This is a genomic window from Stenotrophomonas sp. CASM110 (genome assembly GCF_049384345.1).
GTDB lineage: Bacteria > Pseudomonadota > Gammaproteobacteria > Xanthomonadales > Xanthomonadaceae > Stenotrophomonas > Stenotrophomonas muris.
This window is the reverse complement of record NZ_JBMRGI010000003.1, coordinates 175,524-198,931: the sequence shown is the minus strand read 5'-3', so window position 1 is coordinate 198,931 and position 23,408 is coordinate 175,524. Positions and strand designations below refer to the sequence as shown.

Genomic DNA, 23,408 nt, shown 5'->3' with positions numbered 1-23,408 from the left:
AATGACGATGCAGCTTTCGGAATTGAAGAACGAACTGGCACGCTTCGGTGCTGAAAACGACGCGCATGAAACCGAGCGCGCTCGGCGCATGCTCAACATCACGCCGGACACCGGTGAATTCCTGTCGGTGCTGGTGCGTTTCGGCAATGCGCGCCGGGTGCTGGAGATCGGCACCTCCAACGGTTACTCCACGCTGTGGATTGCCGAAGCCGCAGCCGCCATCGACGGCCACGTGACGACGCTGGAATACGCCGGAGACAAGGTGGCGATGGCGCGTGACACCTTCGCGCGCAGTGGCCTTGCCGATCGCATCACGCTGGTCCACGGCGATGCCGGGCAGTGGCTGGCACAGGCCGCCGATGCCAGCATTGACCTGCTGTTCCTCGATTCGGACCGCGAACAGTACGCCGGCTGGTGGCCGCAGCTGCGCCGTGTGCTGCGGCGGGGCGGCCTGCTGGTGGTGGACAACGCCACCTCGCACGCCGCGCAGATGGAACCGTTGCGCGCGTTGCTGGATGCCGATCCGGACTTCGGCACCAGCCTGGTGCCGGTGGGCAACGGCGAGCTTCTGGCCGTGCGCAACGCTTGACCGCCGCGCCACCAACCCGGGGTCAGATCCCTTTTCCGCAGGAAAAGGGATCTGACCCCGATCAGGGCGCCCGTATAATCCTGCGGTGAGCACCGAACCTGACACCCTCGCCGCGGTCGAGACCGAAACCGCGCCCCTGCAGCTGCTGCACCTGGACGAGCGCCTGGCCGTGGTCAACAAGCCCGCCGGGCTGATGGTCCACGACAGCAAGCTGGCCCGTGGCGAAGATGATTTCCTGGCCGACCGCCTGCGCGAGCAGCTGGGCCGCCCGATCTTCCTCGTGCACCGCCTGGACCGGGCCACCAGCGGCTGCCTGCTGCTGGCCTTCGACCGCGAGACCGCCAGTGCGCTGGGCAAGGCGTTGATGGGGGGTGAAGTGGCCAAGGACTACCTGACGGTCTGCCGGGGCTGGCCGGCCGAGCTGTCCTGGCGGGTGGACCATGACCTGGACGGCGGGCCGGGCAAGCCGGTGAAGAAGCCGGCGGTCACCGACTTCCAGCGCCTGGCCACCGGCGAGCTGTCGGTGCCGGTGGGTGAGTTCAGCAGTTCGCGCTACGCGCTGCTGCGCTGCCAGCCGCAGACCGGGCGCTTCCGGCAGATCCGCCGGCACCTCAAGCACCTGTCGCACCACATGATCGGCGACACCAGCCACGGCGATGGCCGCCACAACCGCATCTTCCGCATGCAGGGCGTGCACCGCATGCTGCTGCACGCCGAGCGCCTGCGCTTCCCGCACCCGGACGGTGGCAGCGTGGATGTCAGTGCGCCGCTGGATCGCGAGTTCCAGAAGGCGCTGGACCTGTTCGGCTGGCAGGTGGACGACGCCTGATGCTGCTGCGGTAAGCCGAGCGTGGGCTCGGCTCTACAGCCAGCGGCCGGGCGTGGCCCGGCGCACCCCGTTATTTCTTTTCCGGCTCGTTGACGATCGCTTCCAGGTCCTTCTGCAGATCCGCGAACAGCGGCTGCATGCGCGTCTGGATCGCCACCATCACGTTCTGCATCAGCGCCGGGGTCTTGTCCAGCAGGCTCTGGCCGGCCGCGCTCTCGTAGAACTCGGCCATTGCCAGCACGTCTTCCTTGCTGAAGGTCTTCTTGTACAGGTCCACGTACATGGGCCGCAGCTGTTGCCACGACATCGCCTGGCGCAGGGTCTGGCTGGTCCGGGCCTGGATCCGCTTCAGCTGTTCCTGCTGCTGGGCGGTGAGCTGGCGCTGCGCGGCCACCTGCTGGAACTGCTGCTGCTGCATGGCTTCGATCTGAGGCACCATGGTGTCGATCATGCTCTGCGCGCGCGAGGCCGACAGCAGGCGGTTGATGTCGCCGTCGGTCGGCGGGGCGGCCAGGGCCGGAACGCTGGCCACGGCCAGCGCCAGCAGCAGGGCGGCGCGGCGCAGCAGGGACGGCAGGGCGGGTGTGGAGCGGGTCATGCGGGGCTTCCTGCGGTACATGGGACCGCCAGCATACCCGCAGCCCAGGCGAAGGCGGCGTGTTCGGTGCCTGATCGGCGGCATACGGGGCGCGATGGCGTACTTCACCACGTGCCTGCCGCTACAATGCGCGGATGGGCAGTGGACCGGTCACCATCAGCGCGCAGCTTGAAATCCCCGACGGCGAGATCGTCGAGCGGTTCGTGCGCGCCAGTGGCGCCGGCGGCCAGAACGTCAACAAGGTGTCCACCGCGGTGGAACTGCGTTTCGACGTGGCCAACTCGCCCTCGTTGCCCGAACCGTTGCGCGCGCGCCTGCTGGCGCGGCGTGACCGGCGCATGACCGGCGAAGGCGTGCTGGTCATCGACGCGCAACGATTCCGCACCCAGGATCGCAATCGCGAGGATGCGCGCGAGCGGCTGGCGGCCTTCATCCAGGCCGGGCTGAGCGTGCCCAAACCGCGCAAGGCCACCAAGCCGACCCTCGGGTCGAAACTGCGTCGTCTGGACGCCAAACGCGGGCGCGCGCAGATCAAGCGCGGGCGCTCATCACGTGACTGGGAGTGATTGCTTGAACAACCCGACTTCGTTGCTGCCGGCCGTGCCGCCGCAGATGCCACAGGTCAAACCCAACGCCTTCCTGCGCTGGCTGGCGCGCTGCACCCTGCGCATGGGCGGCTGGAAGGTGACCGGCACCCTGCCTGACATTCCCAGGCTGGTCTTCATCATCGCCCCGCATTCGTCCAACTGGGACGGGCTGTGGGGCATGGCGGCCAAGATCGCGCTGGGCATGAAGGTGAAGGTGCTGGGCAAGGCCTCGCTGTTCTGGTGGCCGCTGGGCCCGCTGCTGCACAAGCTGGGCGTGATCCCGCTCGATCGCAGCTCGCCGCAGGGCACCGTCGGCCAGGCCGTGGACCTGCTGCGCAACAACGAGAAGATGTGGTTCGCCATCACGCCCGAGGGCACCCGCAAGGCCGTGAAGGACTGGAAGGCCGGCTTCCTGAAGATTGCCCGGATGGCTGACGTACCGATCCTGGCGGCGTATTTCCACTATCCGGAAAAGACCATCGGCATCGGTCCGCTGTTCACCCCGAGCGGCGACGATGTGGCCGACATGGCTGCCATCCGCGAGTTCTACCGGCCCTGGATCGGCAAGACCCGCGGCACGGTCTGAGCCGGTTGCAGGCCGCCGCATAGACGCCACGTCCGGCACATGCCGGGCGAGCGCGACAGGAGTAGGGTGGAGGGCTGGTATCCATACCGTCTGCCCAAGGAGCGTTTTACATGTCGCGTACCGTAGTCCTGGCCGCCGCCATCAGCCTGGCGCTGGCGGCCTGTTCCGGCAAGGAGTCCACCCCCGTGTCCGATGCCCAGAAGACCCCGGCCCAGCAGCCGGCCGAAGCCTCCACCAATCCGCTGCTGAGCGCGAGCACGCTGCCGTTCCAGGCACCGCCGTTCGACAAGATCAAGGACAGCGACTACCTGCCGGCGTTTGAAGAAGGCATGCGCCAGCACCTGGCCGACGTGCGCAGGATCGCCGACAGCAGCGAGCCGGCCACCTTCGACAACACCATCGTGGCGATGGAGCGCAGCGGCGAGACCCTGACCCGCGTGTCGCGCATCTTCTTCGGCCTGGTCCAGGCCGACACCAACGATGCGCGCCAGAAGATCCAGGAAGAAGTGGCGCCGAAGCTGGCCGCGCACCAGGACGAGATCAACCTCGACCCGAAGCTGTTCGCACGCGTGAAGTCGCTGTACGACCAGCGTGACACGCTGGAGCTGGACCCGGTGCAGAAGCGCCTGGTCGAGCACTACTACGATGGCCTGGTGCGCGCCGGTGCGCAGCTGTCCGACGCCGACAAGGCGACCCTGCGCAAGCTCAACGTGGAAGAGACCACCCTCTCCACCCAGTTCCATACCCGCCTGGTGGCCGCCACCGCCGCTGCGGCCGTTGTCGTCGACGACAAGGCCAAGCTGGCCGGCCTGGACGAGGGCGCTATCAACAACGCTGCCGCCGCCGCCAAGGACCGCAAGCTGGATGGCAAGTTCCTGCTGCCGCTGCAGAACACCACCCAGCAGCCGGTGCTCGGCTCGCTGAGCGACCGCGACCAGCGCGCCGCCGTGCTGAAGGCCTCGGAAACCCGCGCCGAGCGCGGCGATGCCAACGACACCCGGCAGACCGTGCAGCGCCTGGCCCAGCTGCGTGCGCAGAAGGCCAAGCTGCTCGGCTTTGACACCTTCGCCGACTACCAGCTGGGCGACCAGATGGCCAAGACCCCGGCCGCCGCGCTCAAGCTGCTGACCGATACCGTGCCGGCCGCCACTGCCAAGGCGCGTGCCGAAGCCGGTGAGATCCAGAAGGTGATCGACGCGCAGAAGGGCGGATTCCAGGTGGCCGCTTCGGACTGGGACTTCTACGCCGAGCAGGTGCGCAAGGCCAAGTACGATCTGGACGAGTCGCAGATCAAACCGTACTTCGAACTGGACAACGTGCTGCAGAACGGCGTCTTCTACGCCGCCACCCAGCTGTACGGCATCACCTTCAAGCCGCGCACCGACATTCCGACCTACAACCCGGACATGAAGGTGTACGAAGTGTTCGACAAGGACGGCACCTCGCTGGCGCTGTTCTACACCGACTACTTCAAGCGTGACAGCAAGTCCGGTGGCGCCTGGATGGACGTGTTCGTCGAACAGGACGGCCTGACCGGTGCCAAGCCGGTGGTCTACAACGTCTGCAACTTCACCAAGCCGGCCGCCGGCCAGCCTGCGCTGATCAGCTTCGACGACGTCACCACCATGTTCCATGAGTTCGGCCATGCGCTGCACGGCATGTTCTCGAACGTGAAGTACCCGTCGATCGCCGGCACCGCGACCTCGCGCGACTTCGTCGAGTTCCCGTCGCAGTTCAACGAGCACTGGGCGCTGGACCCGAAGGTGTTCGCCAACTACGCCAAGCACTACAAGACCGGCGAGGCGATGCCGCAGGAGCTGGTCGACAAGATCCTCAAGGCACGCAGCTTCAACCAGGGCTACGCGACGACCGAGTACCTGTCGGCCGCGCTGCTGGACCTGGCCTGGCACACGCAGAAGGCCGACGCGCCGCTGCAGGATGTCGGCGCCTTTGAAGCCAGCGCGCTGAAGAAGTTCAAGGTCGACCTGCCGCAGGTGCCGCCGCGCTACCGCACCACCTACTTCGACCATATCTGGGGTGGCGGTTACTCGGCCGGCTACTACGCCTACTTCTGGGCCGAAGTGCTCGACCATGACGCCTACCAGTGGTTCACCGAGCACGGTGGCCTGACCGCGGCCAATGGCCAGGAGTTCCGCGACAAGATCCTCTCGCGCGGCAACAGCGTGGAACTGTCGACCCTGTACCGCGATTTCCGTGGCAAGGACCCGTCGGTGGAACCGCTGCTGAAGTTCCGCGGGTTGAAGTAAGAAAGCGAAGACGGCGGGGGCAACCCCGCCGTTTTTCTTTCTGTAGCGTCGAGCCATGCTCGACGTTCTTCTGTAGAGCCGAGCCCACGCTCGGCTGATGCTTCCTGGAAAGGCAGCCGAGCATGGGCTCGGCTCTACAAACAGCGTTACGTTCCCACGTGCACCCGGTTGGCCTGCTCGGCCAGGCCCAGGTGATCCAGCGCGATATCCAGCGCCAGCACGTAACTCTGCGCGCCGTAGCCGGCGGCGATGCCCAGGCGCTGGCCGACACCAGCCGGCAGGCACGGCTCGGCTACCGCGCCGTCGTCATGCACTTCCACATAGGCGTTGTGCAGGTACGGCAGCAGGCGCTGCAGGCGCAGGCTGTTGGCACACGCGCCCGGGTCGAGCAGGGTCACCTCGCCGCGGCTGTGGTCGGCCACGCGCAGGGCGTCCAGCAGTTCCTGTTCCGAACCACAGGCACGGATCGCCACGCTGGTGCCGGCGTCGATCGCACGATGCACCAGTGACTTCAGGACCGGTGCCGGCAGCGGCATCGCGGTGCGGATCAGGGCGCCGGCCGCTTCCGGGCCACGGATGATGAAGATCGACATGGCTCAGCCCTCCTGTGCCAGGCGGCGGCCGACAATGGCCAGCGACAACGGGTAGCCGGCCTGCTGGCTGCGCTGGTCGACCACCACGGCGGCGGGACCGTGCTGCAGGCGCAGGCGTGCCTCCAGACCGGGTTCGCTGGGGGCCTGCAGTTCGATGTACTGCGCCGGCAGCCGTTCCAGCGCCGCCTGCAGCGCGCCACCTTCGGCCTGCCATTGCGCCTCGTCAGCGGTACCGACATCCAGCAGTACCCAGTCGGCCGAGCGCGCCTGCGGCTGGCACAGGCACTGGCGTACCTCGGACAGGCTGGCGCAGTCGCTGCACAGCACGCGATGGCCGGCCAGCTGCGTCGGCAGTTGGGGACGCGGTGCCGACGAAGAGGCGTGGCGGATCACCAGGAGGGTCATACAACACCTTGCGGAATGCGCCCTGCGGCGCGGTGGGCACACGATGCGCGTGCCGCCCGTAAAGGTGCGATGCCCGCGGCCGGTCCCGCGCGTAAAACCTGCGTAACCCTTCCTGTAGAGCCGAGCCTGCGCTCGGCTGCTCTGCGCCCCAGTCGGGCAACCTCGACGCTGCAAGGAACAAGCCGAGCGTGGGCTCGGCTCTACCGGATCGCGTCGCGGGAACCTCTCCCGCCTGGATGTGGTCTGATGCAGCTACCACCTACCCGGAGCCTGTCATGGATGCTGCTGCCCGTCCTCCCTTGTCCGAACGCGCGCTGGTCTGGCTGAAGAAGGAAGCATTGCCGCTGCTGGTGATGCTCGGCCTGCTCGCCGCCGCCCGCGATACCCTCGCCAACCACTACGTGGTGCCGAGTGGCTCGATGCAGCCGACCCTGCAGCCGGGCGACCGGGTGGTGGTGGACATGCGCGCCTACGGCCTGCGCCTGCCGTTCACCGGCAAGGAACTGATGGCCACCGGCGTCCCGCAGCGCGGTGAAGTGGCGGTGTTCGATTCACCGGCCGACGGCACCCGCCTGATCAAGCGCGTGGCGGCGGTGGCCGGTGACCACGTGCAGATGCGCGAGGGCCATCTGAGCATCAACGGCCAGCCGCTGCAGATCGCCGATCTGCAGGACGTGGAAGCCTTCGGCGAGCGCCGTGCCCGCCTCGACCTAGACATGGGCGGCGGTCCGGACATCGCCGATCTGGTGGTGCCGGCCGGCAAGGTGCTGGTGCTGGGTGACCACCGCGGCAACAGCTTCGACGGCCGCTTCTTCGGCTTCGTCGACGCCGACAAGGTCTACGGCCGTGCGGTGGCGGTGTACTACCGCCGCGGCGACGGTTTCGAGTGGCAGCGCCTGTAAGCTGAATTGATACTTCTTGGGTATCAATCCTGACTTATCAGGTTATGGATCGACTGGATCGACAGGCCTAGTCTGAGGCCCGTTCCCTCCCATGCCCGGCCGCCCCACCGGCCCTTCGATCCCATGACTGGCGAAACCGCGGCGGCCGTCGAGCGCCGCCCCCCCACTGTCGATCCCATCGCCGAGACCCGCATCCAGCAGGGCACGCCGGCCTTCCGCCGCACCGCGCTGGCACTGTTCCTGGCCGGCTTCTCCACCTTCGGCCTGCTGTACACCGTGCAGCCGCTGCTGCCCGAGTTCAGCCGCCACTTCGGCGTGTCCGCCGCAGGCAGCGCGATGTCGTTGTCGCTGACCACCGGCACGCTGGCGGTGGCGATGCTGTTGGCCGGCCTGCTGTCCGATGCGGTCGGCCGCCGCCCGTTGATGATTGCCGCGCTGCTGGCCTCGGCCATGCTGTCGCTGAGCACGGCGCTGGTGGACGACTGGACCACGCTGCTGGTGCTGCGCACCCTGCTTGGCCTGGCGCTGAGCGGCGTGCCGGCAGTGGCGATGACCTACCTGGTCGAGGAGATGGACAGCCGCGCGCTGGGCCTGGCGATGGGCCTGTACATCGGCGGCAACGCCATCGGTGGCATGAGCGGGCGCCTGCTGGCCGGCATCATCGCCGATCACTGGGGCTGGCGCTGGGGCATCGGCGTGGTCTCGATCATCGCCGTGGCCAGCACCGTGCTGCTGTGGCTGCAGCTGCCGCCGTCGCGCCATTTCAGCGCGCGACGCGATGGCCTGCGCGAGTTGCCGTCGCGCTGGCGCACGCTGTTCGCCGACCGGGGCCTGCCGTGGCTGTTCGCCACCTCGTTCGTGCTGATGGGCGTGTTCGTCACCCTCTACAACTACCTGGGCTATCACTTGCTGGCGCCGCCGTACCACCTCAGCCAGACCGTGGTCGGGCTGATCTTCAGCGTGTACCTGGTGGGCACCTTCAGTTCGGCGTGGATGGGCCAGCAGGCTACGCGGTACGGGCGCGGCCGCATCCTGTCGATCTCGTTCGCGCTGATCGGCGCCGGCATCGCGCTGCTGGCGATGCCGTGGCTGAGCACGATGGCACTGGGCATCGCGCTGGTGACCTTCGGCTTCTTCGGTGGCCACTCGGTGGCCAGCAGCTGGGTCGGCAGCCGTGCCGGTACGATGCGCGCGGAAGCGTCGGCGCTGTACCTGTTCGCCTACTACCTGGGCTCCAGCGTGCTGGGCGGGGTGGGTGGCCTGGCCTACGCGGCCTGGGACTGGCTGGGCGTGTGCGCGTTCGCTGCCGTGCTGACCCTGATCGGGGGCGGCATCGTCTGGGCGCTGCAGCAGCGCGCGCCGCAGCCGGTCACGGCCTGACGCCAGCCTCGCGTTCCGCACGGGCGCGGCGTTGCTCTGGTAGATGCCGACCTTGGTCGGCGCTCTGGCACGGCAGCCAACCAAGGTTGGCGTCTACCAAACCTAGGTGGGTGGCACTTCATCCTTCGGCGAACGCCCCGCGCAGCAGCCCGGCGAAGTTGCGGATCAGCGGCGTGACGCCCTCGCGATGCCACGCCAGCTGCACCTCCGAATGCGCACCGGCGTCGGCCAGCGCCACGAAGCGCGCGCCTTCCACGCGGATGTGATCGCAGGACGAGGGCAGGATCGCCGCACCCAGGCCTGCAGCCGCAAGACTAATCAATGTCGATGCCTCACCGGCTTCCTGCACGATGCGCGGCGTGAACCCGGCGGCCGCGCACAGCGCGATCATGTGGTCATGGATGCCCGCGCCCGCGCTGCGGCGAAATGCCACGAACGGCTCCTGCGCGAAGTCGCGTAGCGACAACGTGCCCTGCTTCGACAGCCTGCGCAGGGCAGGGTGGTCGGCATGCACGATCAACGCCAGTGGATCGACGAACAGGCTGTGCGCCACCAGCTCCGGCGGCAATGCGCGCTTGCGGATGATGCCCACGTCCAGTGAACCGTCGAGCAGCGCATCGATCTGCTGCAGCGTGTTCATCTCGCTCAGCTGCAGCCGCACCTGTGGGTACTGCTGGCGGTAGCGCAGGATCGAACGCGGAATCTGCGGCGACAGCGGCGTGGCCCGGGTCAGGCCGATACGCAGTTCGCCCTGCTCGCCGCGCTGCGCGCGCTGTACCTCGTCCACCGCGGTTTCCACCTGCTGCACGATGGCCCGTGCGCGCTCCTGCAGCAGCTCACCCGCAGGCGTCAGCTGCACACGACGATGGCTGCGCACGAACAGGCGCGCCCCGATCAGGTCTTCCAGCTGGCGGATCTGCTGGCTGAGCGGCGGTTGCGACATGCCCAGCCGCTCCGCCGCCTGGCCGAAGTGCAGCGTATCGGCAACGGCGAGGAAGTAACGCAGGTGGCGGAGTTCGATGGACATGCGCCCAGTCTATGCATCGCCAGCCACAAATGGGGTCAGATCCGTTTTCCTGCGGAAAACGGATCTGACCCCGGTCACCCGTCATCCACGCATGGCGTGGATCTACCGTGTCGACCAAGGTCGACACCCACCAACAGCAGCGACCAACTGTCAGAGGCGGGGCGGTGTGGGTGGGCAGGACCGTTGGCGCCATGGATGGCGCCATCGAGCCCCCAAGGAGGGGTTCACGGCGTGTCCTGCCCACCCACACCGCCCCGCCATCTACGGAATGCCCGCTTTTGACGTTGCCGTTGACGTTGATTCGGCAGGTGCAGGGCGCAGCCCTGCCGAACACCCCTCACCGCTCCGAATGCCCGCTCTGGTCGTAATCGCGCGGACTGAACAACTCCGGCTGGATCAGCTCGATGAACGCGCGCGCCTGCGCCGACAGCGCCTTGCCCCGGCGCACGATCACCCCGTAACTGCGCTCGGGGAACCAGCGCTTCATCGACCGCGCCGCCAACCGCTCGCGGTCGGCCTCGTTCAGGCACAGCGCCGGCACGATGGAAATGCCCATGCCCATCGCCACGTACTGCTTGATCACCTCCCAGCCGCCCACTTCCAGTGCCACGGTGTAGGCGATGCGGTGGCGCTGGAATACCTGGTCAACCAGCCGGTAGGTGATCTGCCGCTTCGGCGGCAGCACCAGCGGGTAGCGCGCGATGTCGGCCAGCTCCAGCTCGCCGCCACTGGCCAGCGGATGGTCGTGCGGCGCGATCAGTACCTGCTCGAAGCGGTAGGCCGGGGCGTAGGTCAGGTCGGCCGGTACATCGGTCATCGAACCGATCGCCAGGTCGGCGGCGTCCTCGCGCAGCAGGTCGGTGCCATCGGCGCTGATCGCGTTGTGCAGGGTCAGGCGCACGTCCGGGTGGTGCAGGCGGAAGCGCTCGACGATCTTCGGCAGCAGGTACAGGATCGTCGAGCTGTTGGCGGCGATGTTCAGCTCGCCCGCATCCAGGCCGCGCACCTTGTCGCGGAAGCGCGCCTCCAGCCCGTCCAGGTTCTCCACCAGCGGCTGCGCCATCTCGTACAGCAGCTGGCCCTCGCGGCTGGGTACCAGGCGGCGCCCACTGCGCTCGAACAACGGCACCCCCAGTTCCCGTTCCAGGGCCTGCAACTGCAGGCTGATGGCCGGCTGGCTGACGAAAAGTGCCTCAGCCGCCCGTGAGACCGAGCCCAGGCGCACCGTCTGGCAGAACGCACGCAATGGCTTCAGCCGGTCGGATTTGTAGGAAAAACGCGGACTTGGCGGGGTGCGTGTGCTCATCGTGTCACAAGTATTAGCACAACTTATGTCGAACATTGCAAAAACTATTTTGCCAAATACTCCGGCCCAGCGGCACCGTGGAGACGTTCCCCCACCGCTGGAGTCGCCCCATGTCCGCCGTCGCTTCCGCTGTTCCCACCCCTGCCAGCAAGGCTACCCCCGGCATCGCCCTGGCGACCCGCGTGGCCGGCCAGGACACCGTGCTGCCGGCGCCGCTGCTGGCCCTGCTGGTGTCGCTGCACCGTGCGGTGGAACCGGGCCGGCAGGCACGGCTGCAGGCGCGCCGCGAGCGCCAGGCGTTCTTCGACGAGGGCGGCCTGCCGGACTTCCGCGAGGACACCGCTGCGATCCGTAGCGGCGACTGGCGCGTTGCGCCGCTGCCGGCCGCGCTGCAGGACCGCCGCGTCGAGATCACCGGCCCGACCGATCCGAAGATGGTCATCAACGCGCTGAACTCCGGCGCCAAGGTGTTCATGGCCGACTTCGAGGATTCGACCTCGCCGACCTGGCGCAACCTGCTGGCCGGGCAGCAGTCGCTGGCCGCCGCGGTGCGTGGCGATCTCGACTACACCGCCCCCAATGGCAAGCACTACACGCTGCGCCCGTATGACGAGCAGGCGGTGCTGATCGTGCGCCCGCGTGGCTGGCACCTGGACGAAAAGCACGTGCGCATCGATGGCCAGTTCATCGCCGGCGGCCTGTTCGACGCGGCGGTGTTCGCCTTCCACAACGCCCGCACCCTGCAGGCGAAGGACCGCGGCCCGTACTTCTACCTGCCCAAGCTGCAGAGCATGGAAGAGGCGGCGCTGTGGGAAACCGCGCTGTCGCACATCGAAGGCATGCTCGGCCTGCCGCACGGCCAGATCAAGGTAACCGTGCTGATCGAAACGCTGCCGGCGGTGTTCGAGATGGATGAGATCCTGCACGCGCTGCGTGACCGCATCGTCGGCCTGAACTGTGGGCGCTGGGACTACATCTTCTCGTACCTGAAGACCTTCCGGCGCCACGCCGACCGCGTGCTGCCCGAGCGCGGCCAGGTGACCATGACCCAGCCGTTCCTGAAGGCCTATTCGGAACTGCTGATCCAGACCTGCCATCGCCGTGGTGCACATGCGATGGGTGGCATGGCCGCGCAGATTCCGATCAACAACGATGCCGCCGCCAACGAACAGGCGATGGCCCGCGTGCGCGCTGACAAGCTGCGCGAAGTGACCGCCGGCCACGACGGCACCTGGGTCGCGCATCCGGCGCTGATTCCGGTGGCGATGGCGATCTTCGACGAACACATGCCCGGTGCGAACCAGCACAGCGTGCTGCGCCAGGATGTGTGCGTCGGCCGCGACGAACTGATCGCACGGCCGCCCGGCACCATCACCCGCGCCGGCTTCGAAGGCAACGTGGAAGTCTGCGTGCGCTACCTGGCGGCATGGCTGGATGGCAACGGCTGCGTGCCGATCCACCACCTGATGGAGGACGCGGCCACCGCCGAGATCAGCCGCAGCCAGTTGTGGCAGTGGCTGCATACGCCGGGCCAGCAGCTGGACGATGGCACCGCCATCGACCTGGCACTGCTGGATGCCACGCTGGCACAGCTGCCGGCACGGCTGGGTGACACCGCCACGCTGCCCGGTGGCGCACGCATCGGCGAGGCCATCGCCCTGCTCGGCGAACTGAGCCGCAGCGACGAACTGACCGATTTCCTGACCCTGCCGGCCTACGCGCGCATCGACTGATCGCCGCCCGCGTTTCCCGCCGTTTCCCTCCCCGCTGCACGCACGAACCGAACTGGAGAAAGACATGAGCAAGCTGCCCACTGCCGAACAGATCCAGCACGACTGGGATACCAACCCGCGCTGGGAAGGCATCCAGCGCAACTACAGTGCCGCCGACGTGGTGCGCCTGCGCGGCACCGTCCACATCGAGCATTCGCTGGCCCGCCTGGGTGCGGAGAAGCTGTGGGCATCGCTGCATGAGCGCGAGTTCGTCAACGCGCTGGGTGCATTGACCGGCAACCAGGCCATGCAGCAGGTCAAGGCGGGCCTGAAGGCGATCTACCTGTCCGGTTGGCAGGTGGCGGCCGACGCCAACCTGGCCGGGCAGATGTATCCGGACCAGTCGCTGTACCCGGCCGATTCGGTGCCGGCAGTGGTCAAGCGCATCAACAACACGCTGCTGCGCGCCGACCAGCTGCACCACGCCGAAGGCAAGGACGACATCGACTTCCTGCAGCCGATCGTCGCCGATGCGGAGGCCGGTTTCGGCGGCGTGCTCAATGCGTTCGAGCTGATGAAGGCGATGATCGAGGCCGGTGCCGCCGGCGTGCATTTCGAAGACCAGTTGGCGTCGGTGAAGAAGTGCGGGCACATGGGCGGCAAGGTGCTGGTGCCGACCCGCGAGGCGATCGAGAAGCTCAATGCCGCGCGCCTGGCCGCCGATGTGCTGGGTGTGCCGACCCTGCTGGTGGCGCGCACCGATGCCGAAGCGGCTGATCTGCTGACCAGCGACATCGACGGCAACGACAAGCCGTTCACCACCGGCGAGCGCACCGTCGAAGGCTTCTACAAGACCCGCAACGGCCTGGACCAGGCGATCAGCCGTGGCCTGGCCTACGCGCCCTACGCCGACCTGGTGTGGTGCGAGACCGGCAAGCCGGACCTGGAATTCGCACGCAAGTTCGCCGAGGCGATCCATGCGAAGTTCCCGGGCAAGCTGCTGGCCTACAACTGCTCGCCCAGCTTCAACTGGAAGAAGAACCTGGACGACGCCACCATTGCGAAGTTCCAGCGCGAACTGGGCAGCTACGGCTACAAGTTCCAGTTCATCACCCTGGCCGGGTTCCATGCGTTGAACTACGGCATGTTCAATCTGGCCCACGGCTACGCACGCCGCCAGATGAGCGCGTTCGTCGAGTTGCAGGAAGCCGAGTTCGAAGCGGCCGAGCGCGGCTTCACTGCGGTCAAGCACCAGCGCGAGGTCGGTACCGGCTACTTCGATGCGGTGACCCAGGCGATCCAGCAGGGCCAGTCGTCGACCACCGCGCTGACCGGCTCGACCGAGGAAGAACAGTTCCATGGCGGGCGCAGCGAACGCGCGGCGTGATGCGGCGCGCCGCGTGATCCGGTGGTGCCGGCCGCTGGCCGGCAACCCATCGATGTTTCCGAAGCCCATGCAGTTGCCGGCCAGCGGCCGGCACTACCGGGCTCCGGGTGATCAGGGTGGCCAGGGAAGGGCCAGACAACGCCGGCCGGTCGGGGGACCTGCCGGCGTTGTTGTATCGATGCAAGGGCGCAGCACGCGCGGAGCGTCAATCAGGCGCACCCCGGTGCCGGCAACTTGGCCGAAACCCTGTGAAACCCGGCATCGGATTGATCCAGCAGGAGTTTTGCCCGGACACCCGTGACCAGAACGGGCCATCACCGATCTTCACATCAATCAAGATCGGCAGAAGGGTCAAAATGAGATAGGGCGCACACTTTAAAGCGGTGCTATGCTCCGCGGCTCACCAGGGGACGCTGGCGGCGGGTGCAGGGAATGACCGGCAGGGGTGCGGCCGAGAACAGTGATGTGACGACAGGTATCGCCCGGGTGGCGATGGCCGAGATCGTGCACGCTCTGTTGTCCGATGCCGAGGTGGCATTGTTCGCCAGATTCGCCCGCGCATGCAAGCTCCGTGCCGGACAGTGGCTGTTCCAGCGTGGCCACCGCGGCGAGCGCATGTATGTGATCCTCGAAGGCCAGATCGAACTGGACTTCGGCGAGGACCTGGTGATCAAGACGCTCGGGCAGCACGAGTTCTTCGGAGAACTGGGCCTGCTGGTCGGCGACCACCTGCGCAGCGCCAGTGCGCGCGCGCTGGTCGACTGCGATGTGCTGGAGCTGGGCCCGGCCGATTTCCATCGGCTGGTCGAATCCGATCCCGGCCTGGTGGCCTATTTCCTGCGCCGCACGATCATGCGCGTGCTGGCCAACGAACAGGCACTGATCGCACAGCTGCGCCGGCGCAACCACGATCTGGAAACCGCGCTGGACAATCTGTACATCACTACCCATCAGTTGACCCACACCCGTGAGCTGGTGCGTACCGATGAACTGACCGGGCTGCACAACCGGCGAGGCCTCACCCTGTACCTGCAGGAGTGCCGCGAGCGGGCCGAGGGGCCGCCGCAGGCGCTGCTGCTGATCGATTGCGACCGCTTCAAGCAGATCAACGACCGCCACGGCCACCAGGCCGGCGACCGCGTGCTGCAGAGCATGGGCAACATCCTGCGCTCGATGGCCGGCGAGCAGGACCTGGCCTGCCGGCTTGGTGGCGATGAGTTCTGCCTGATCCTGCGCCGTGGCAACCGCGAGATCGCGCAGCACGCGGCCGAGTTCATCATCAGTGCGGTGCATGGCCTGCTCGAGCGCAGCCATGGCACGCCGCATGTGAGCCTGGTCAGCATCGGCGCCTGCCTGCTGGCGCCGGAGGCAGGCTGGAGCGAGTGGTATGCCTGCGCGGATCGTGCGCTGTACCAGGCCAAGCGCGATGGCGGCAACTGCCTGCGCTGGGCGGATGATCCGGACGGCCAATAGGGAGAGGCAGGCGATGAATGGCGACAACGGAACGTCAGCCCCGCATAGCCCACAGCTGCGCGCCCTGCTGTTCACCGATCTGTGTGATTCGCTGCAGCTGGTCGAGCGGATCGGCGATGTGGCGGCGGCAAGCCTGTTCCAGGAACACGATCGCCTGGTACTGGTGCTGCAGCAGCGCTGGAACGGCCAGCTGATCGATCGCTCCGATGGCTTGTTCATGCTGTTCGAGCGCGCCGTCGACGCACTGGGCTTCGCCCTGGACTACCAGCGCGAACTGCACGCGCTGGGCCAGCAGCGCGCGATTGAACTGCGCGCGCGCGCCGGCCTGCACGTGGGCGACGTGCTGACCTGGGAGAACAGTGCCGAGGCGGTCCGTGCCGGTGCCAAGTCGATGGAGGTGGAAGGCCTGGCCAAGCCGATGGCGGCGCGCCTGATGATGCTGGCCCGCCCCGGCCAGATCCTGCTGTCGGCGGTGGCCGAATCGCTGACCCGCCGTGCCACCGATGCACTGGGCGAGCGTGGCACGCGCCTGCTGTGGAAATCGCACGGGCGCTGGCGCTTCAAGGGCGTGCCGGTGGTGCAGGAAGTGATCGAAGTGGGCGAGATCGGTTCGGCGCCGCTGCGCATGCCGCGCGCCAACGCCAAGGCGCGCCGCGACCTGCCGCTGTGGCGGCAACCGCTGGTGCTGGCCGCCGAAGGCCTGATCCTTGCCGCGGCCGTGCTGGGCGGCTGGCTGCTGCTGCGGTCGGAGCCGGCCATTGCCTTCGCCGAACGTGACTGGGTGGTGCTTGGCGATGTCGACAACCTCACCGGCGATCCGATCTTCGATGACTCGATGCGGCACGCGATCCGGATCGCGCTGGAACAGTCGCGCTACGTGAACGTGCTGTCGGAAGGCAAGATCCGCGAAAGCCTGGAAATGGCGCGGCTCTCGGGCGATACCCGGCTCAACCGCGATACCGCGGTCGATGTGGCGGTGCGGGAGGGCGCGCGCGCGGTGCTGCTGCCGACCGTGCGGCAGAAGATCGGTGGCTACGAGCTGGCCATCGATGTTGCCGCACCGGGCAGTGGCCAGGTGATCCAGACCTTCACCGCCACCGCCGATCGATCCGACCAGATGGTGTTCGCCGTGGACGACGTGGTCGGTCGCCTGCGTCGCGGACTGGGCGAGTCGGTGGCCAGCCTGGAGCAATCCCTGCCGCTGCCGCGCGCCTCGACCCAGGACCTGCGCGCACTGCGTGCGTTCGCGCTGGCCGAGAGCGCACTGGGTCAGCGTCGCTTCGAAGAAGCACGCAACCTCTACCAGGCCGCGATCGACATCGATCCCGGTTTTGCCTTGGCCTACATGGGCGTGGCCAAGCTGCATGCGCGCACCGCGCAGGTCGCGGACGCGCGTGACGCGCTGGAGCACGCGCTGGCCCAGCAGCAGCGCCTGCCCGCGCGTGAGCGCCTGTACCTGAAGGGCTGGCAGGCCGAACTGGAACCCGGTGGCTGGCCGCTGGAACAGTGGCGTGCACTGGCCAAGATCTATCCGGATTCGTTTGCTGGGCTGTCCAATACCTCCTGGGGGTTGCTGCAGGACAATCGCTTCACCGAGGCCGAGCCCTATGCGCGCGCCGCGACGGTGCCTCAGGACCCGTTGCGGCTGTATCCGACCATCCATCTGGCGCGGGCACAGCTGGGCCTCGGCCAGCCGCAGCAGGCAATGCGCACCTTGCGCCAGGCACGGATGCTGCGCGGCAATGACGAGGCCGACGACCTGGATGTGGACGTGCTGGTTGCGCAGGGCCTGGATGCACAGGCGCAGCAGCTGTTGATGCGGTTGCCGCGGGGAGACGACCTGCAACAGCGCATGCGCCTGCGGGCCCACCTGCTGGTGGCTGCGGAGCAGCGTGATTGCAGCAGTTTGCATGCCGCGATTGCTGCGGACGGTCCAGCACCGGATCTGATCGACTACCAGATCCATCAACGCCTGCAGCACGCCACCGTGACCACGCTGTGCACGGCCGGCGATGCGAAGGAGCTTGAATCCATTGCCGCCGTGCTGCGGCCGCTGCTGCGGAACAACGACGACTCCGCCGTGGGCAGCCGCAGCCTGCAGCTGCTGGCCCTGACTTATCTGGCCCAGCGCCAGGGCCAGCATGCGCTGGCCGCAGAGTGGCTGCGCGACCATGGCGAACTGCTGGAGCGGCAGCGCAGCCCTGTGGTGGGCAAGTGGCGTCGGGTTGTGTTGGCGATGGCCGAACTGGCGCAACAGCGTCCGCGGGCGGCACGCCATCTGCTCGAGCCCACCTTTGATGGCAGCGAACCTGTGCAGGCCCACGTTGTGCTGCTGCAGGCACTGCGTGCCGAGCAGGACACTGCCGGCGTGCGTCGCGAGCAGGCCTGGCTGGCCCGGCACCATGGCCAGGCCATTGCCGAGGTGGCGTCCATGCAGGTCTGGCAACCCCTGAATGTGCACGACATCGCCACCGAGGCGACGTCGGTGCGAGTGTCGCGCTGATGCGGACTCAGGCGTTGACGCGCTCGTCGATGCGGTCGGCTTCGAAGCAGAACACCACGGTCATCGAGGCGGTCGAGGTACTCAGGTACGCATGCAGCGAATCACGGGTGCGGCTCAGCTCCTCGACCGAGGCCAGGGTGCCGATCTTCATGCAGTCGTTTTCGCCAACGGCACCGTCCAGCCCGATCGAGGCCAGGGCCTTGGCCGGCGAAGCGGTGAAGTGGCTGCGGAACGCTTCGCTGCCGATCAGGTGGTCCAGCAGGGTGCTGGCGTCGGCGGCGGAAAGACGGGGATGGCTCATGGGGATTGTCCGTAGGTGGAGCTACTCGTATCGGCCGCGACAGCCTGCCATTGAGGGCCGCGCTGTGCACGTCGCTAAAGTTGGCCGCGCTGCGGTCGTTGCTGCTATGCCGGCTGTGCGGCACAAGGAAGGAAACCGATGCGCCTGCGCCGCTGCGCCAGCCTGATGTTCGAGCCTCGCGAGGCGGTCACCCTGGACCTGCGCGCGATGCTGGCCGGCCACGCCGAGATGGACAGCCAGATCAGCTGGGTGGCGCTGGCCGCCCACCTGGACCAGCCACTGCCGGTGGACGCCGAGGAGCGCCAGCTGCTGGGCGGGCTCAGCGCGCACCGCTGGAGCGAACCGCCCGCCGATGCCTGCCCGGCCATGCTGGCCCGCCTGGTCGAACAGGGCCTGCTGTTGACCGACCCACCGAGCGAGGTGGGGCACCAGATGCGCGACGAGGCGCTGCGGCGCAGCCAGTGGTGGCCATTGGCTGCGCTGGCCCATCGCCATGCGCGCTGGCAGGCCGTGGACAGCGTGGAGGACATGCGCCGGCAGGGGTTGGACACCGCGGCCGGCCTGCGCCAGCGCCTGGGGCCGCCACCGCCGGTGGTGCAGCCGATGCAGGGCGACTACCAGCCGCTGCCGCGCAGCGAAGAGGACGCGTTCGATGCACTGCTGGCGCGTCGCACCACCTGCCGCAATTTCGACCCGCAGCGCGCGTTGCCGCTGCCGCTGCTGGCCCAGGTGCTGCAGCGTACGCTGATGGCGCACGCGGTGCAGAAGGTCGAGCGCGATACCGAGTTCCTGAAGAAGAACGTGCCTTCCGGTGGCGGCCTGCATCCCACCGAGGGCTTCCTGCTGGTGCAGAACGTGGAAGGACTGGCACCGGGCTTGTACCACTATCATCCGGTGCAGCACGCCGTGCTGCCGCTACCCTCGCCACCGCCGCAGGCGTTGCCTGCGATGGCGCGGCGGATGCTGTCCGGGCAGGCGTGGTTCGCCGATGCGCCAGCGCTGCTGGTACTGGCACCGCGTTATGACCGCTGCTTCTGGAAGTATCGCAACCATGCCAAGGCGCACCGTGCGGTGACGCTGGACGTGGGCCACATTTCGCAGTTGCTGTACCTGTGCGCCACCGAGCGCGGGCTGGCAGCATTCGTGACAGCGGCGATCAACGATGCCGATGTCGATCGTGCTTTTGGGTTCGATGGCATCGGCCAGAGCGCGATGGCCATCTGTGGCCTGGGCTGGCGCAGTGCCACGCTGGACACGGCCGAATTCGATCCGGCCGGGCGGGTGGCGACGGGCGACGACCGCTGAGCGGCCGTCGCCCCGGCGATCAGGTCGCCTCGAAGTCCACCAGCACCGCGCCGTCGCCGACCTGGTCGCCGGCCTTGGCACGGTAACCCTTCACCGTGCCATCGGCCGGTGCCTGCAGGGTGTGCTCCATCTTCATCGCTTCCAGCACCACCAGCGGCGTGCCGCGCTTGACCTCGGTACCGGCTGCGACCAGCGTGGCCACGATCCTGCCCGGCATGGGTGCCAGCAGGCTGCCGGCGTCGGCCACGGCGTGGTCCGATTCACCCACTGGATCATGCAGGGTGAAGCGGTGCTGGCCGTCGGCGCCGAACAGGTACAGCTGGTTACCGTCGCGCAGCAGCTGCAGCGACCCGCGGCGCTCGCCCAGCTGCACCGTCAGGCCGTGCACATCGGCCGTGCCGATCATCCGCACCGGTGCAGCGTCATCGCACTGCACGCGCCAGCCATCGGCCTGCGCCCACACCTTCAGCGTGTGCTTGCGTTCGCCCTGCTGCAGCGGCACTACGCGCGGCGCGGACGCGCCGAGGCGCCAGCCATCCTGTGACCGCCACGGCGAATGCGGATCGCGCACGTCGGTGCTGGCGGGCGCCGTGCTTGCCACCGCGGCCACGGCGGCGAGCAGCCACAGGTCCGCACCCGCGTCGCCCAGGGCACTCAATGCCGCCTGTTCGCGTTCGATCAGCGCCGTATCCAGCCTGGCGTGCGCGAACGAATCGGTATTCACCAGGCGGCGCAGGAAGCCGGCGTTGGTGGTCACGCCCACCACCTGGCAGTCGGCCAGGGCCTGGCTCATGCGGCGCAGCGCGGCGTCGCGGTCCACGTCCCAGACGATCAGCTTGGCGATCATCGGATCGTAGTACGGGGTGATGCTGTCGCCTTCCTCCACGCCGGTATCGACGCGCACGTTGGCCGACGCTGCCGGCAGGCGCAGGCGGCGCAGGGTGCCGGTGGAGGGCAGGAAGCCACGGTCGGCATCCTCGGCGTACAGCCGCGCTTCGATCGCGTGGCCATGGATGGCCAGCTGGTCCTGGCGCAGCGGCAGCGGTTGGCCCGAAGCCACGCGCAGCTGCCACTCCACCAGGTCGGTGCCGGTGATGTATTCGGTGACCGGGTGCTCGACCTGCAGGCGGGTGTTCATTTCCATGAAGTAGAAATCGCCGTCCGGGCCGGCGATGAATTCCACCGTGCCCGCACCCTCATAGCCCACTGCGCGTGCGGCATCGACCGCGGCCTTGCCCATTGCAGCACGACGTTCGGGGCTCATGCCCGGCGCGGGTGCTTCTTCCAGCACCTTCTGGTGGCGGCGCTGCACCGAGCAGTCGCGCTCGAACAGGTAGACCGCCTCACCGTGGCTGTCGCCGAACACCTGGATCTCGATATGGCGCGGGCGCTCGACGTACTTCTCGACCAGCACGTGGTCGTTGCCGAACGCCGAGGCCGCCTCGCGCTGGCAGCTGGCCAGCGCATCGACGAAGTCCTCGCTGCGTTCGACCTTGCGCATGCCCTTGCCACCGCCACCGGCGCTGGCCTTGATCAGCACCGGGTAGCCGATGCCATCGGCCTGCGCGCGCAGGAAGTCCGGCGCCTGCTGGTCACCGTGGTAACCCGGCGTCAGCGGCACACCGGCCTTGGCCATCAGCGCCTTGGCCGCGCTCTTGTCACCCATCGCTCGGATCGCGCTGGGCGGTGGCCCGATGAAGGTGATGCCGGCGGCGGCGCAGGCATCGGCGAAGTCGGCATTCTCGGACAGGAAGCCGTAACCGGGGTGGATGGCCTGTGCGCCGGTAGTGCGCGCGGCATCAAGCAGGGCATCGCCACGCAGGTAGCTCTCGCGTGCGGCGGCCGGGCCGATGTGGACGGCTTCGTCGGCCAGGCGCACATGGCGTGCGTTGCGGTCGGCATCGGAATACACCGCCACGGTGGCGATGCCGAGGCGGCGGCAGGTGGCGATGACGCGGCAGGCGATCTCGCCGCGGTTGGCGATCAGGACTTTGCTGAACATGGCAACGTGCTTCATAGGAGCGTGCTCGGTCATGGCACGGGTCACATGCGGAACACGCCGAAGCGCGTCTGCTGCGGGGCGGCGTTGAGGCTGGCCGACAGCGCCAGCGCCAGCACCTGGCGGGTGTCGGCCGGATCGATCACGCCGTCGTCCCACAGGCGCGCGCTGGCGTAGTACGGGTGGCCCTGCTGTTCGAACTGGTCGCGGATCGGTGCCTTGAAGGCATCCTCTTCCGCCGCCGGCCACTGGCCGCCCTTGGCTTCAATGCCATCGCGCTTGACCGTGGCCAGCACACTGGCGGCCTGCTCGCCGCCCATCACGCCGATGCGCGCGTTCGGCCACATCCACAGGAAGTTCGGCGAGTACGCACGGCCGCACATGCCGTAGTTGCCGGCACCGAACGAGCCGCCGATCACCACGGTGAACTTGGGCACCCTGGCACAGGCCACCGCCATCACCAGCTTGGCGCCGTCCTTGGCGATGCCGCCCTGTTCGTACTTGCGGCCGACCATGAAGCCGGTGATGTTCTGCAGGAACACCAGCGGGATGTTGCGCTGGGTGCACAGCTCGATGAAGTGCGCGCCCTTCAGGGCCGACTCGGAGAACAGGATCCCGTTGTTGGCGATGATGCCGATCGGGTAGCCGTTCAGATGGGCGAAACCGGTCACCAGCGTTGCGCCGTAGCGCGGCTTGAACTCGTCGAAGCGCGAGCCATCCACCAGCCGCGCGATCACTTCGCGAACGTCGTAGGGTTTGCGCGTATCGGCCGGGATCACGCCATACAGCTCATGGGCCGGCAGCAATGGCGCTTCAGGGGGCCGCACCGCCATCGCCGGTTCCGGCTTGCGCCAGTTGAGCTGGGCGATGATCGCGCGCACCCGTGCCAGTGCCTGCAGATCGTTGTCGGCCATGTGGTCGGCCACGCCGGAGATGCGGGTGTGCACGTCGGCGCCACCCAGTTCCTCGGCCGTGACCACTTCACCGGTGGCCGCCTTCACCAGCGGCGGGCCGCCGAGGAAGATCGTGCCCTGCTCGCGCACGATCACGGTCTCGTCGCTCATCGCCGGCACATAGGCGCCACCGGCGGTGCAGCTGCCCATCACGCAGGCGATCTGCGGAATGCCCTGCGCCGACAGGTTGGCCTGGTTGTAGAAGATGCGGCCGAAATGGTCGCGGTCGGGGAAGACTTCGTCCTGCAGCGGCAGGAACGCGCCACCGGAATCGACCAGGTAGATGCACGGCAGGTGGTTCTGCTCGGCGATCTCCTGCGCGCGCAGGTGCTTCTTCACCGTCATCGGGTAATAGGTGCCGCCCTTGACCGTGGCGTCGTTGGCCACGATCACGCATTCCACGCCGCTCACCCGGCCGATGCCGGCCACCACGCCCGCGGCGGGCACGGCGTCTTCATACATGCCGTGCGCGGCCAACGGCGCGATTTCCAGGAAGGCGCTGCCGGGGTCGAGCAGGGCGTCGATGCGGTCGCGCACCAGCAGCTTGCCGCGCGCGGTGTGCTTGGCGCGTGCCGCCTCACTGCCACCCAGCGCGGTGCGCGCGAGGGTGGCATGCAGGTCGTCGACTACGGCCTGCATGGCCGCGCGGTTGCTTTCAAACGTTTCGCTGCCCGGTTGCAGCTGGCTGTTCAGGACGGTCATCGCG

The 23,408-nt window shown here is 67.9% G+C and carries 20 protein-coding genes; 12 read left to right on the top strand and 8 right to left on the bottom strand.

Features of this window, described 5'->3' with window-relative positions:
• Position 1: 1 nt before the first annotated feature.
• Together VG561_RS03650 and VG561_RS03645 are read left to right on the top strand one after the other, a co-directional pair.
• Positions 2-589: a class I SAM-dependent methyltransferase gene (locus VG561_RS03650; RefSeq protein ID WP_049441784.1), complete on the top strand. Its 588-nt coding sequence runs from the start codon at positions 2-4 to the stop codon at positions 587-589.
• 85 nt (positions 590-674) lie between these two features.
• Complete coding sequence (locus tag VG561_RS03645; RefSeq protein WP_014645554.1) at positions 675-1,418, top strand: pseudouridine synthase; 744 nt, start codon at positions 675-677, stop codon at positions 1,416-1,418.
• 70 nt (positions 1,419-1,488) lie between these two features.
• Here VG561_RS03645 and VG561_RS03640 read toward each other — a convergent pair whose 3' ends face one another.
• Positions 1,489-2,037: a DUF2059 domain-containing protein gene (locus tag VG561_RS03640; protein ID WP_423179376.1), complete on the bottom strand. Its 549-nt coding sequence runs from the start codon at positions 2,035-2,037 to the stop codon at positions 1,489-1,491.
• A 113-nt stretch (positions 2,038-2,150) separates the two neighbouring features.
• Between VG561_RS03640 and arfB the strand changes: the two genes are divergently transcribed.
• The 3 genes from arfB to dcp all read left to right on the top strand — a co-directional run bounded on the left by arfB (position 2,151) and on the right by dcp (position 5,456).
• Positions 2,151-2,582, top strand: a complete 432-nt coding sequence (arfB, locus tag VG561_RS03635; RefSeq protein ID WP_005420755.1) for an alternative ribosome rescue aminoacyl-tRNA hydrolase ArfB — start codon at positions 2,151-2,153, stop codon at positions 2,580-2,582.
• Between the two features lie 4 nt (positions 2,583-2,586).
• Entirely contained in the window at positions 2,587-3,189 is a 603-nt protein-coding gene (locus tag VG561_RS03630) for a lysophospholipid acyltransferase family protein (RefSeq protein WP_049405171.1), read from the top strand.
• Between the two features lie 110 nt (positions 3,190-3,299).
• On the top strand, positions 3,300-5,456 hold the full coding sequence (dcp, locus tag VG561_RS03625; RefSeq protein WP_142235528.1) for a peptidyl-dipeptidase Dcp: 2,157 nt from the start codon (positions 3,300-3,302) through the stop codon (positions 5,454-5,456).
• A gap of 146 nt (positions 5,457-5,602) precedes the next feature.
• Here dcp and VG561_RS03620 read toward each other — a convergent pair whose 3' ends face one another.
• Together VG561_RS03620 and VG561_RS03615 are read right to left on the bottom strand one after the other, a co-directional pair.
• The gene (locus VG561_RS03620; protein WP_004153636.1) at positions 5,603-6,049 is read right to left on the bottom strand and encodes a 3-dehydroquinate dehydratase; all 447 of its coding nucleotides are present in this window, start codon (positions 6,047-6,049) and stop codon (positions 5,603-5,605) included.
• Between the two features lie 3 nt (positions 6,050-6,052).
• Positions 6,053-6,454: a hypothetical protein gene (locus VG561_RS03615; RefSeq protein WP_014645558.1), complete on the bottom strand. Its 402-nt coding sequence runs from the start codon at positions 6,452-6,454 to the stop codon at positions 6,053-6,055.
• A 275-nt stretch (positions 6,455-6,729) separates the two neighbouring features.
• Here VG561_RS03615 and lepB point away from each other — a divergent pair, with 275 nt between their 5' ends.
• On the top strand, positions 6,730-7,356 hold the full coding sequence (gene lepB / locus VG561_RS03610; protein ID WP_014645559.1) for a signal peptidase I: 627 nt from the start codon (positions 6,730-6,732) through the stop codon (positions 7,354-7,356).
• Positions 7,357-7,479: 123 nt separating this feature from the next.
• Positions 7,480-8,736 carry an MFS transporter gene (locus tag VG561_RS03605; RefSeq protein ID WP_014645560.1) on the top strand — a complete coding sequence of 419 codons (1,257 nt, stop codon included), beginning with the start codon at positions 7,480-7,482 and terminating at the stop codon, positions 8,734-8,736.
• Between the two features lie 118 nt (positions 8,737-8,854).
• Here VG561_RS03605 and VG561_RS03600 read toward each other — a convergent pair whose 3' ends face one another.
• Together VG561_RS03600 and VG561_RS03595 are read right to left on the bottom strand one after the other, a co-directional pair.
• Complete coding sequence (locus VG561_RS03600; RefSeq protein WP_014645561.1) at positions 8,855-9,763, bottom strand: LysR family transcriptional regulator; 909 nt, start codon at positions 9,761-9,763, stop codon at positions 8,855-8,857.
• A 337-nt stretch (positions 9,764-10,100) separates the two neighbouring features.
• The gene (locus tag VG561_RS03595) at positions 10,101-11,069 is read right to left on the bottom strand and encodes a LysR family transcriptional regulator (RefSeq protein WP_046427979.1); all 969 of its coding nucleotides are present in this window, start codon (positions 11,067-11,069) and stop codon (positions 10,101-10,103) included.
• Positions 11,070-11,179: 110 nt separating this feature from the next.
• Between VG561_RS03595 and aceB the strand changes: the two genes are divergently transcribed.
• The 4 genes from aceB (at position 11,180) to VG561_RS03575 (ending at position 18,144) form a co-directional block, all read left to right on the top strand.
• Entirely contained in the window at positions 11,180-12,802 is a 1,623-nt protein-coding gene (gene aceB, locus VG561_RS03590) for a malate synthase A (protein ID WP_049441789.1), read from the top strand.
• A gap of 64 nt (positions 12,803-12,866) precedes the next feature.
• On the top strand, positions 12,867-14,168 hold the full coding sequence (gene aceA, locus VG561_RS03585; RefSeq protein WP_019661879.1) for an isocitrate lyase: 1,302 nt from the start codon (positions 12,867-12,869) through the stop codon (positions 14,166-14,168).
• 432 nt (positions 14,169-14,600) lie between these two features.
• Complete coding sequence (locus VG561_RS03580) at positions 14,601-15,641, top strand: GGDEF domain-containing protein (RefSeq protein WP_041862962.1); 1,041 nt, start codon at positions 14,601-14,603, stop codon at positions 15,639-15,641.
• 13 nt (positions 15,642-15,654) lie between these two features.
• The gene (locus tag VG561_RS03575; protein ID WP_014645566.1) at positions 15,655-18,144 is read left to right on the top strand and encodes a putative peptide modification system cyclase; all 2,490 of its coding nucleotides are present in this window, start codon (positions 15,655-15,657) and stop codon (positions 18,142-18,144) included.
• Positions 18,145-18,151: 7 nt separating this feature from the next.
• Here the strand turns inward: VG561_RS03575 and VG561_RS03570 are convergent, their stop codons facing one another.
• Positions 18,152-18,445: an NHLP-related RiPP peptide gene (locus VG561_RS03570; RefSeq protein ID WP_014645567.1), complete on the bottom strand. Its 294-nt coding sequence runs from the start codon at positions 18,443-18,445 to the stop codon at positions 18,152-18,154.
• Between the two features lie 138 nt (positions 18,446-18,583).
• Between VG561_RS03570 and VG561_RS03565 the strand changes: the two genes are divergently transcribed.
• The gene (locus VG561_RS03565; RefSeq protein ID WP_164077232.1) at positions 18,584-19,750 is read left to right on the top strand and encodes a putative peptide maturation dehydrogenase; all 1,167 of its coding nucleotides are present in this window, start codon (positions 18,584-18,586) and stop codon (positions 19,748-19,750) included.
• A gap of 19 nt (positions 19,751-19,769) precedes the next feature.
• Here the strand turns inward: VG561_RS03565 and VG561_RS03560 are convergent, their stop codons facing one another.
• Together VG561_RS03560 and VG561_RS03555 are read right to left on the bottom strand one after the other, a co-directional pair.
• Positions 19,770-21,785 carry an acetyl-CoA carboxylase biotin carboxylase subunit gene (locus VG561_RS03560; RefSeq protein ID WP_401730561.1) on the bottom strand — a complete coding sequence of 672 codons (2,016 nt, stop codon included), beginning with the start codon at positions 21,783-21,785 and terminating at the stop codon, positions 19,770-19,772.
• Positions 21,786-21,793: 8 nt separating this feature from the next.
• On the bottom strand, positions 21,794-23,404 hold the full coding sequence (locus VG561_RS03555) for a carboxyl transferase domain-containing protein (RefSeq protein ID WP_014645570.1): 1,611 nt from the start codon (positions 23,402-23,404) through the stop codon (positions 21,794-21,796).
• Positions 23,405-23,408: the final 4 nt, after the last annotated feature.

Coding starts and splice junctions, on each gene's coding strand:
- VG561_RS03650 (WP_049441784.1), top strand. CDS start 2: ATGACGATGCAGCTTTCGGAATTGAAGAACGAACTGGCACGCTTCGGT.
- VG561_RS03640 (WP_423179376.1), bottom strand. CDS start 2,037: ATGTACCGCAGGAAGCCCCGCATGACCCGCTCCACACCCGCCCTGCCG.
- arfB (WP_005420755.1), top strand. CDS start 2,151: ATGGGCAGTGGACCGGTCACCATCAGCGCGCAGCTTGAAATCCCCGAC.
- dcp (WP_142235528.1), top strand. CDS start 3,300: ATGTCGCGTACCGTAGTCCTGGCCGCCGCCATCAGCCTGGCGCTGGCG.
- VG561_RS03620 (WP_004153636.1), bottom strand. CDS start 6,049: ATGTCGATCTTCATCATCCGTGGCCCGGAAGCGGCCGGCGCCCTGATC.
- VG561_RS03615 (WP_014645558.1), bottom strand. CDS start 6,454: ATGACCCTCCTGGTGATCCGCCACGCCTCTTCGTCGGCACCGCGTCCC.
- lepB (WP_014645559.1), top strand. CDS start 6,730: ATGGATGCTGCTGCCCGTCCTCCCTTGTCCGAACGCGCGCTGGTCTGG.
- VG561_RS03605 (WP_014645560.1), top strand. CDS start 7,480: ATGACTGGCGAAACCGCGGCGGCCGTCGAGCGCCGCCCCCCCACTGTC.
- VG561_RS03600 (WP_014645561.1), bottom strand. CDS start 9,763: ATGTCCATCGAACTCCGCCACCTGCGTTACTTCCTCGCCGTTGCCGAT.
- VG561_RS03595 (WP_046427979.1), bottom strand. CDS start 11,069: ATGAGCACACGCACCCCGCCAAGTCCGCGTTTTTCCTACAAATCCGAC.
- aceB (WP_049441789.1), top strand. CDS start 11,180: ATGTCCGCCGTCGCTTCCGCTGTTCCCACCCCTGCCAGCAAGGCTACC.
- aceA (WP_019661879.1), top strand. CDS start 12,867: ATGAGCAAGCTGCCCACTGCCGAACAGATCCAGCACGACTGGGATACC.
- VG561_RS03580 (WP_041862962.1), top strand. CDS start 14,601: ATGACCGGCAGGGGTGCGGCCGAGAACAGTGATGTGACGACAGGTATC.
- VG561_RS03575 (WP_014645566.1), top strand. CDS start 15,655: ATGAATGGCGACAACGGAACGTCAGCCCCGCATAGCCCACAGCTGCGC.
- VG561_RS03570 (WP_014645567.1), bottom strand. CDS start 18,445: ATGAGCCATCCCCGTCTTTCCGCCGCCGACGCCAGCACCCTGCTGGAC.
- VG561_RS03565 (WP_164077232.1), top strand. CDS start 18,584: ATGCGCCTGCGCCGCTGCGCCAGCCTGATGTTCGAGCCTCGCGAGGCG.
- VG561_RS03560 (WP_401730561.1), bottom strand. CDS start 21,785: ATGACCGAGCACGCTCCTATGAAGCACGTTGCCATGTTCAGCAAAGTC.
- VG561_RS03555 (WP_014645570.1), bottom strand. CDS start 23,404: ATGACCGTCCTGAACAGCCAGCTGCAACCGGGCAGCGAAACGTTTGAA.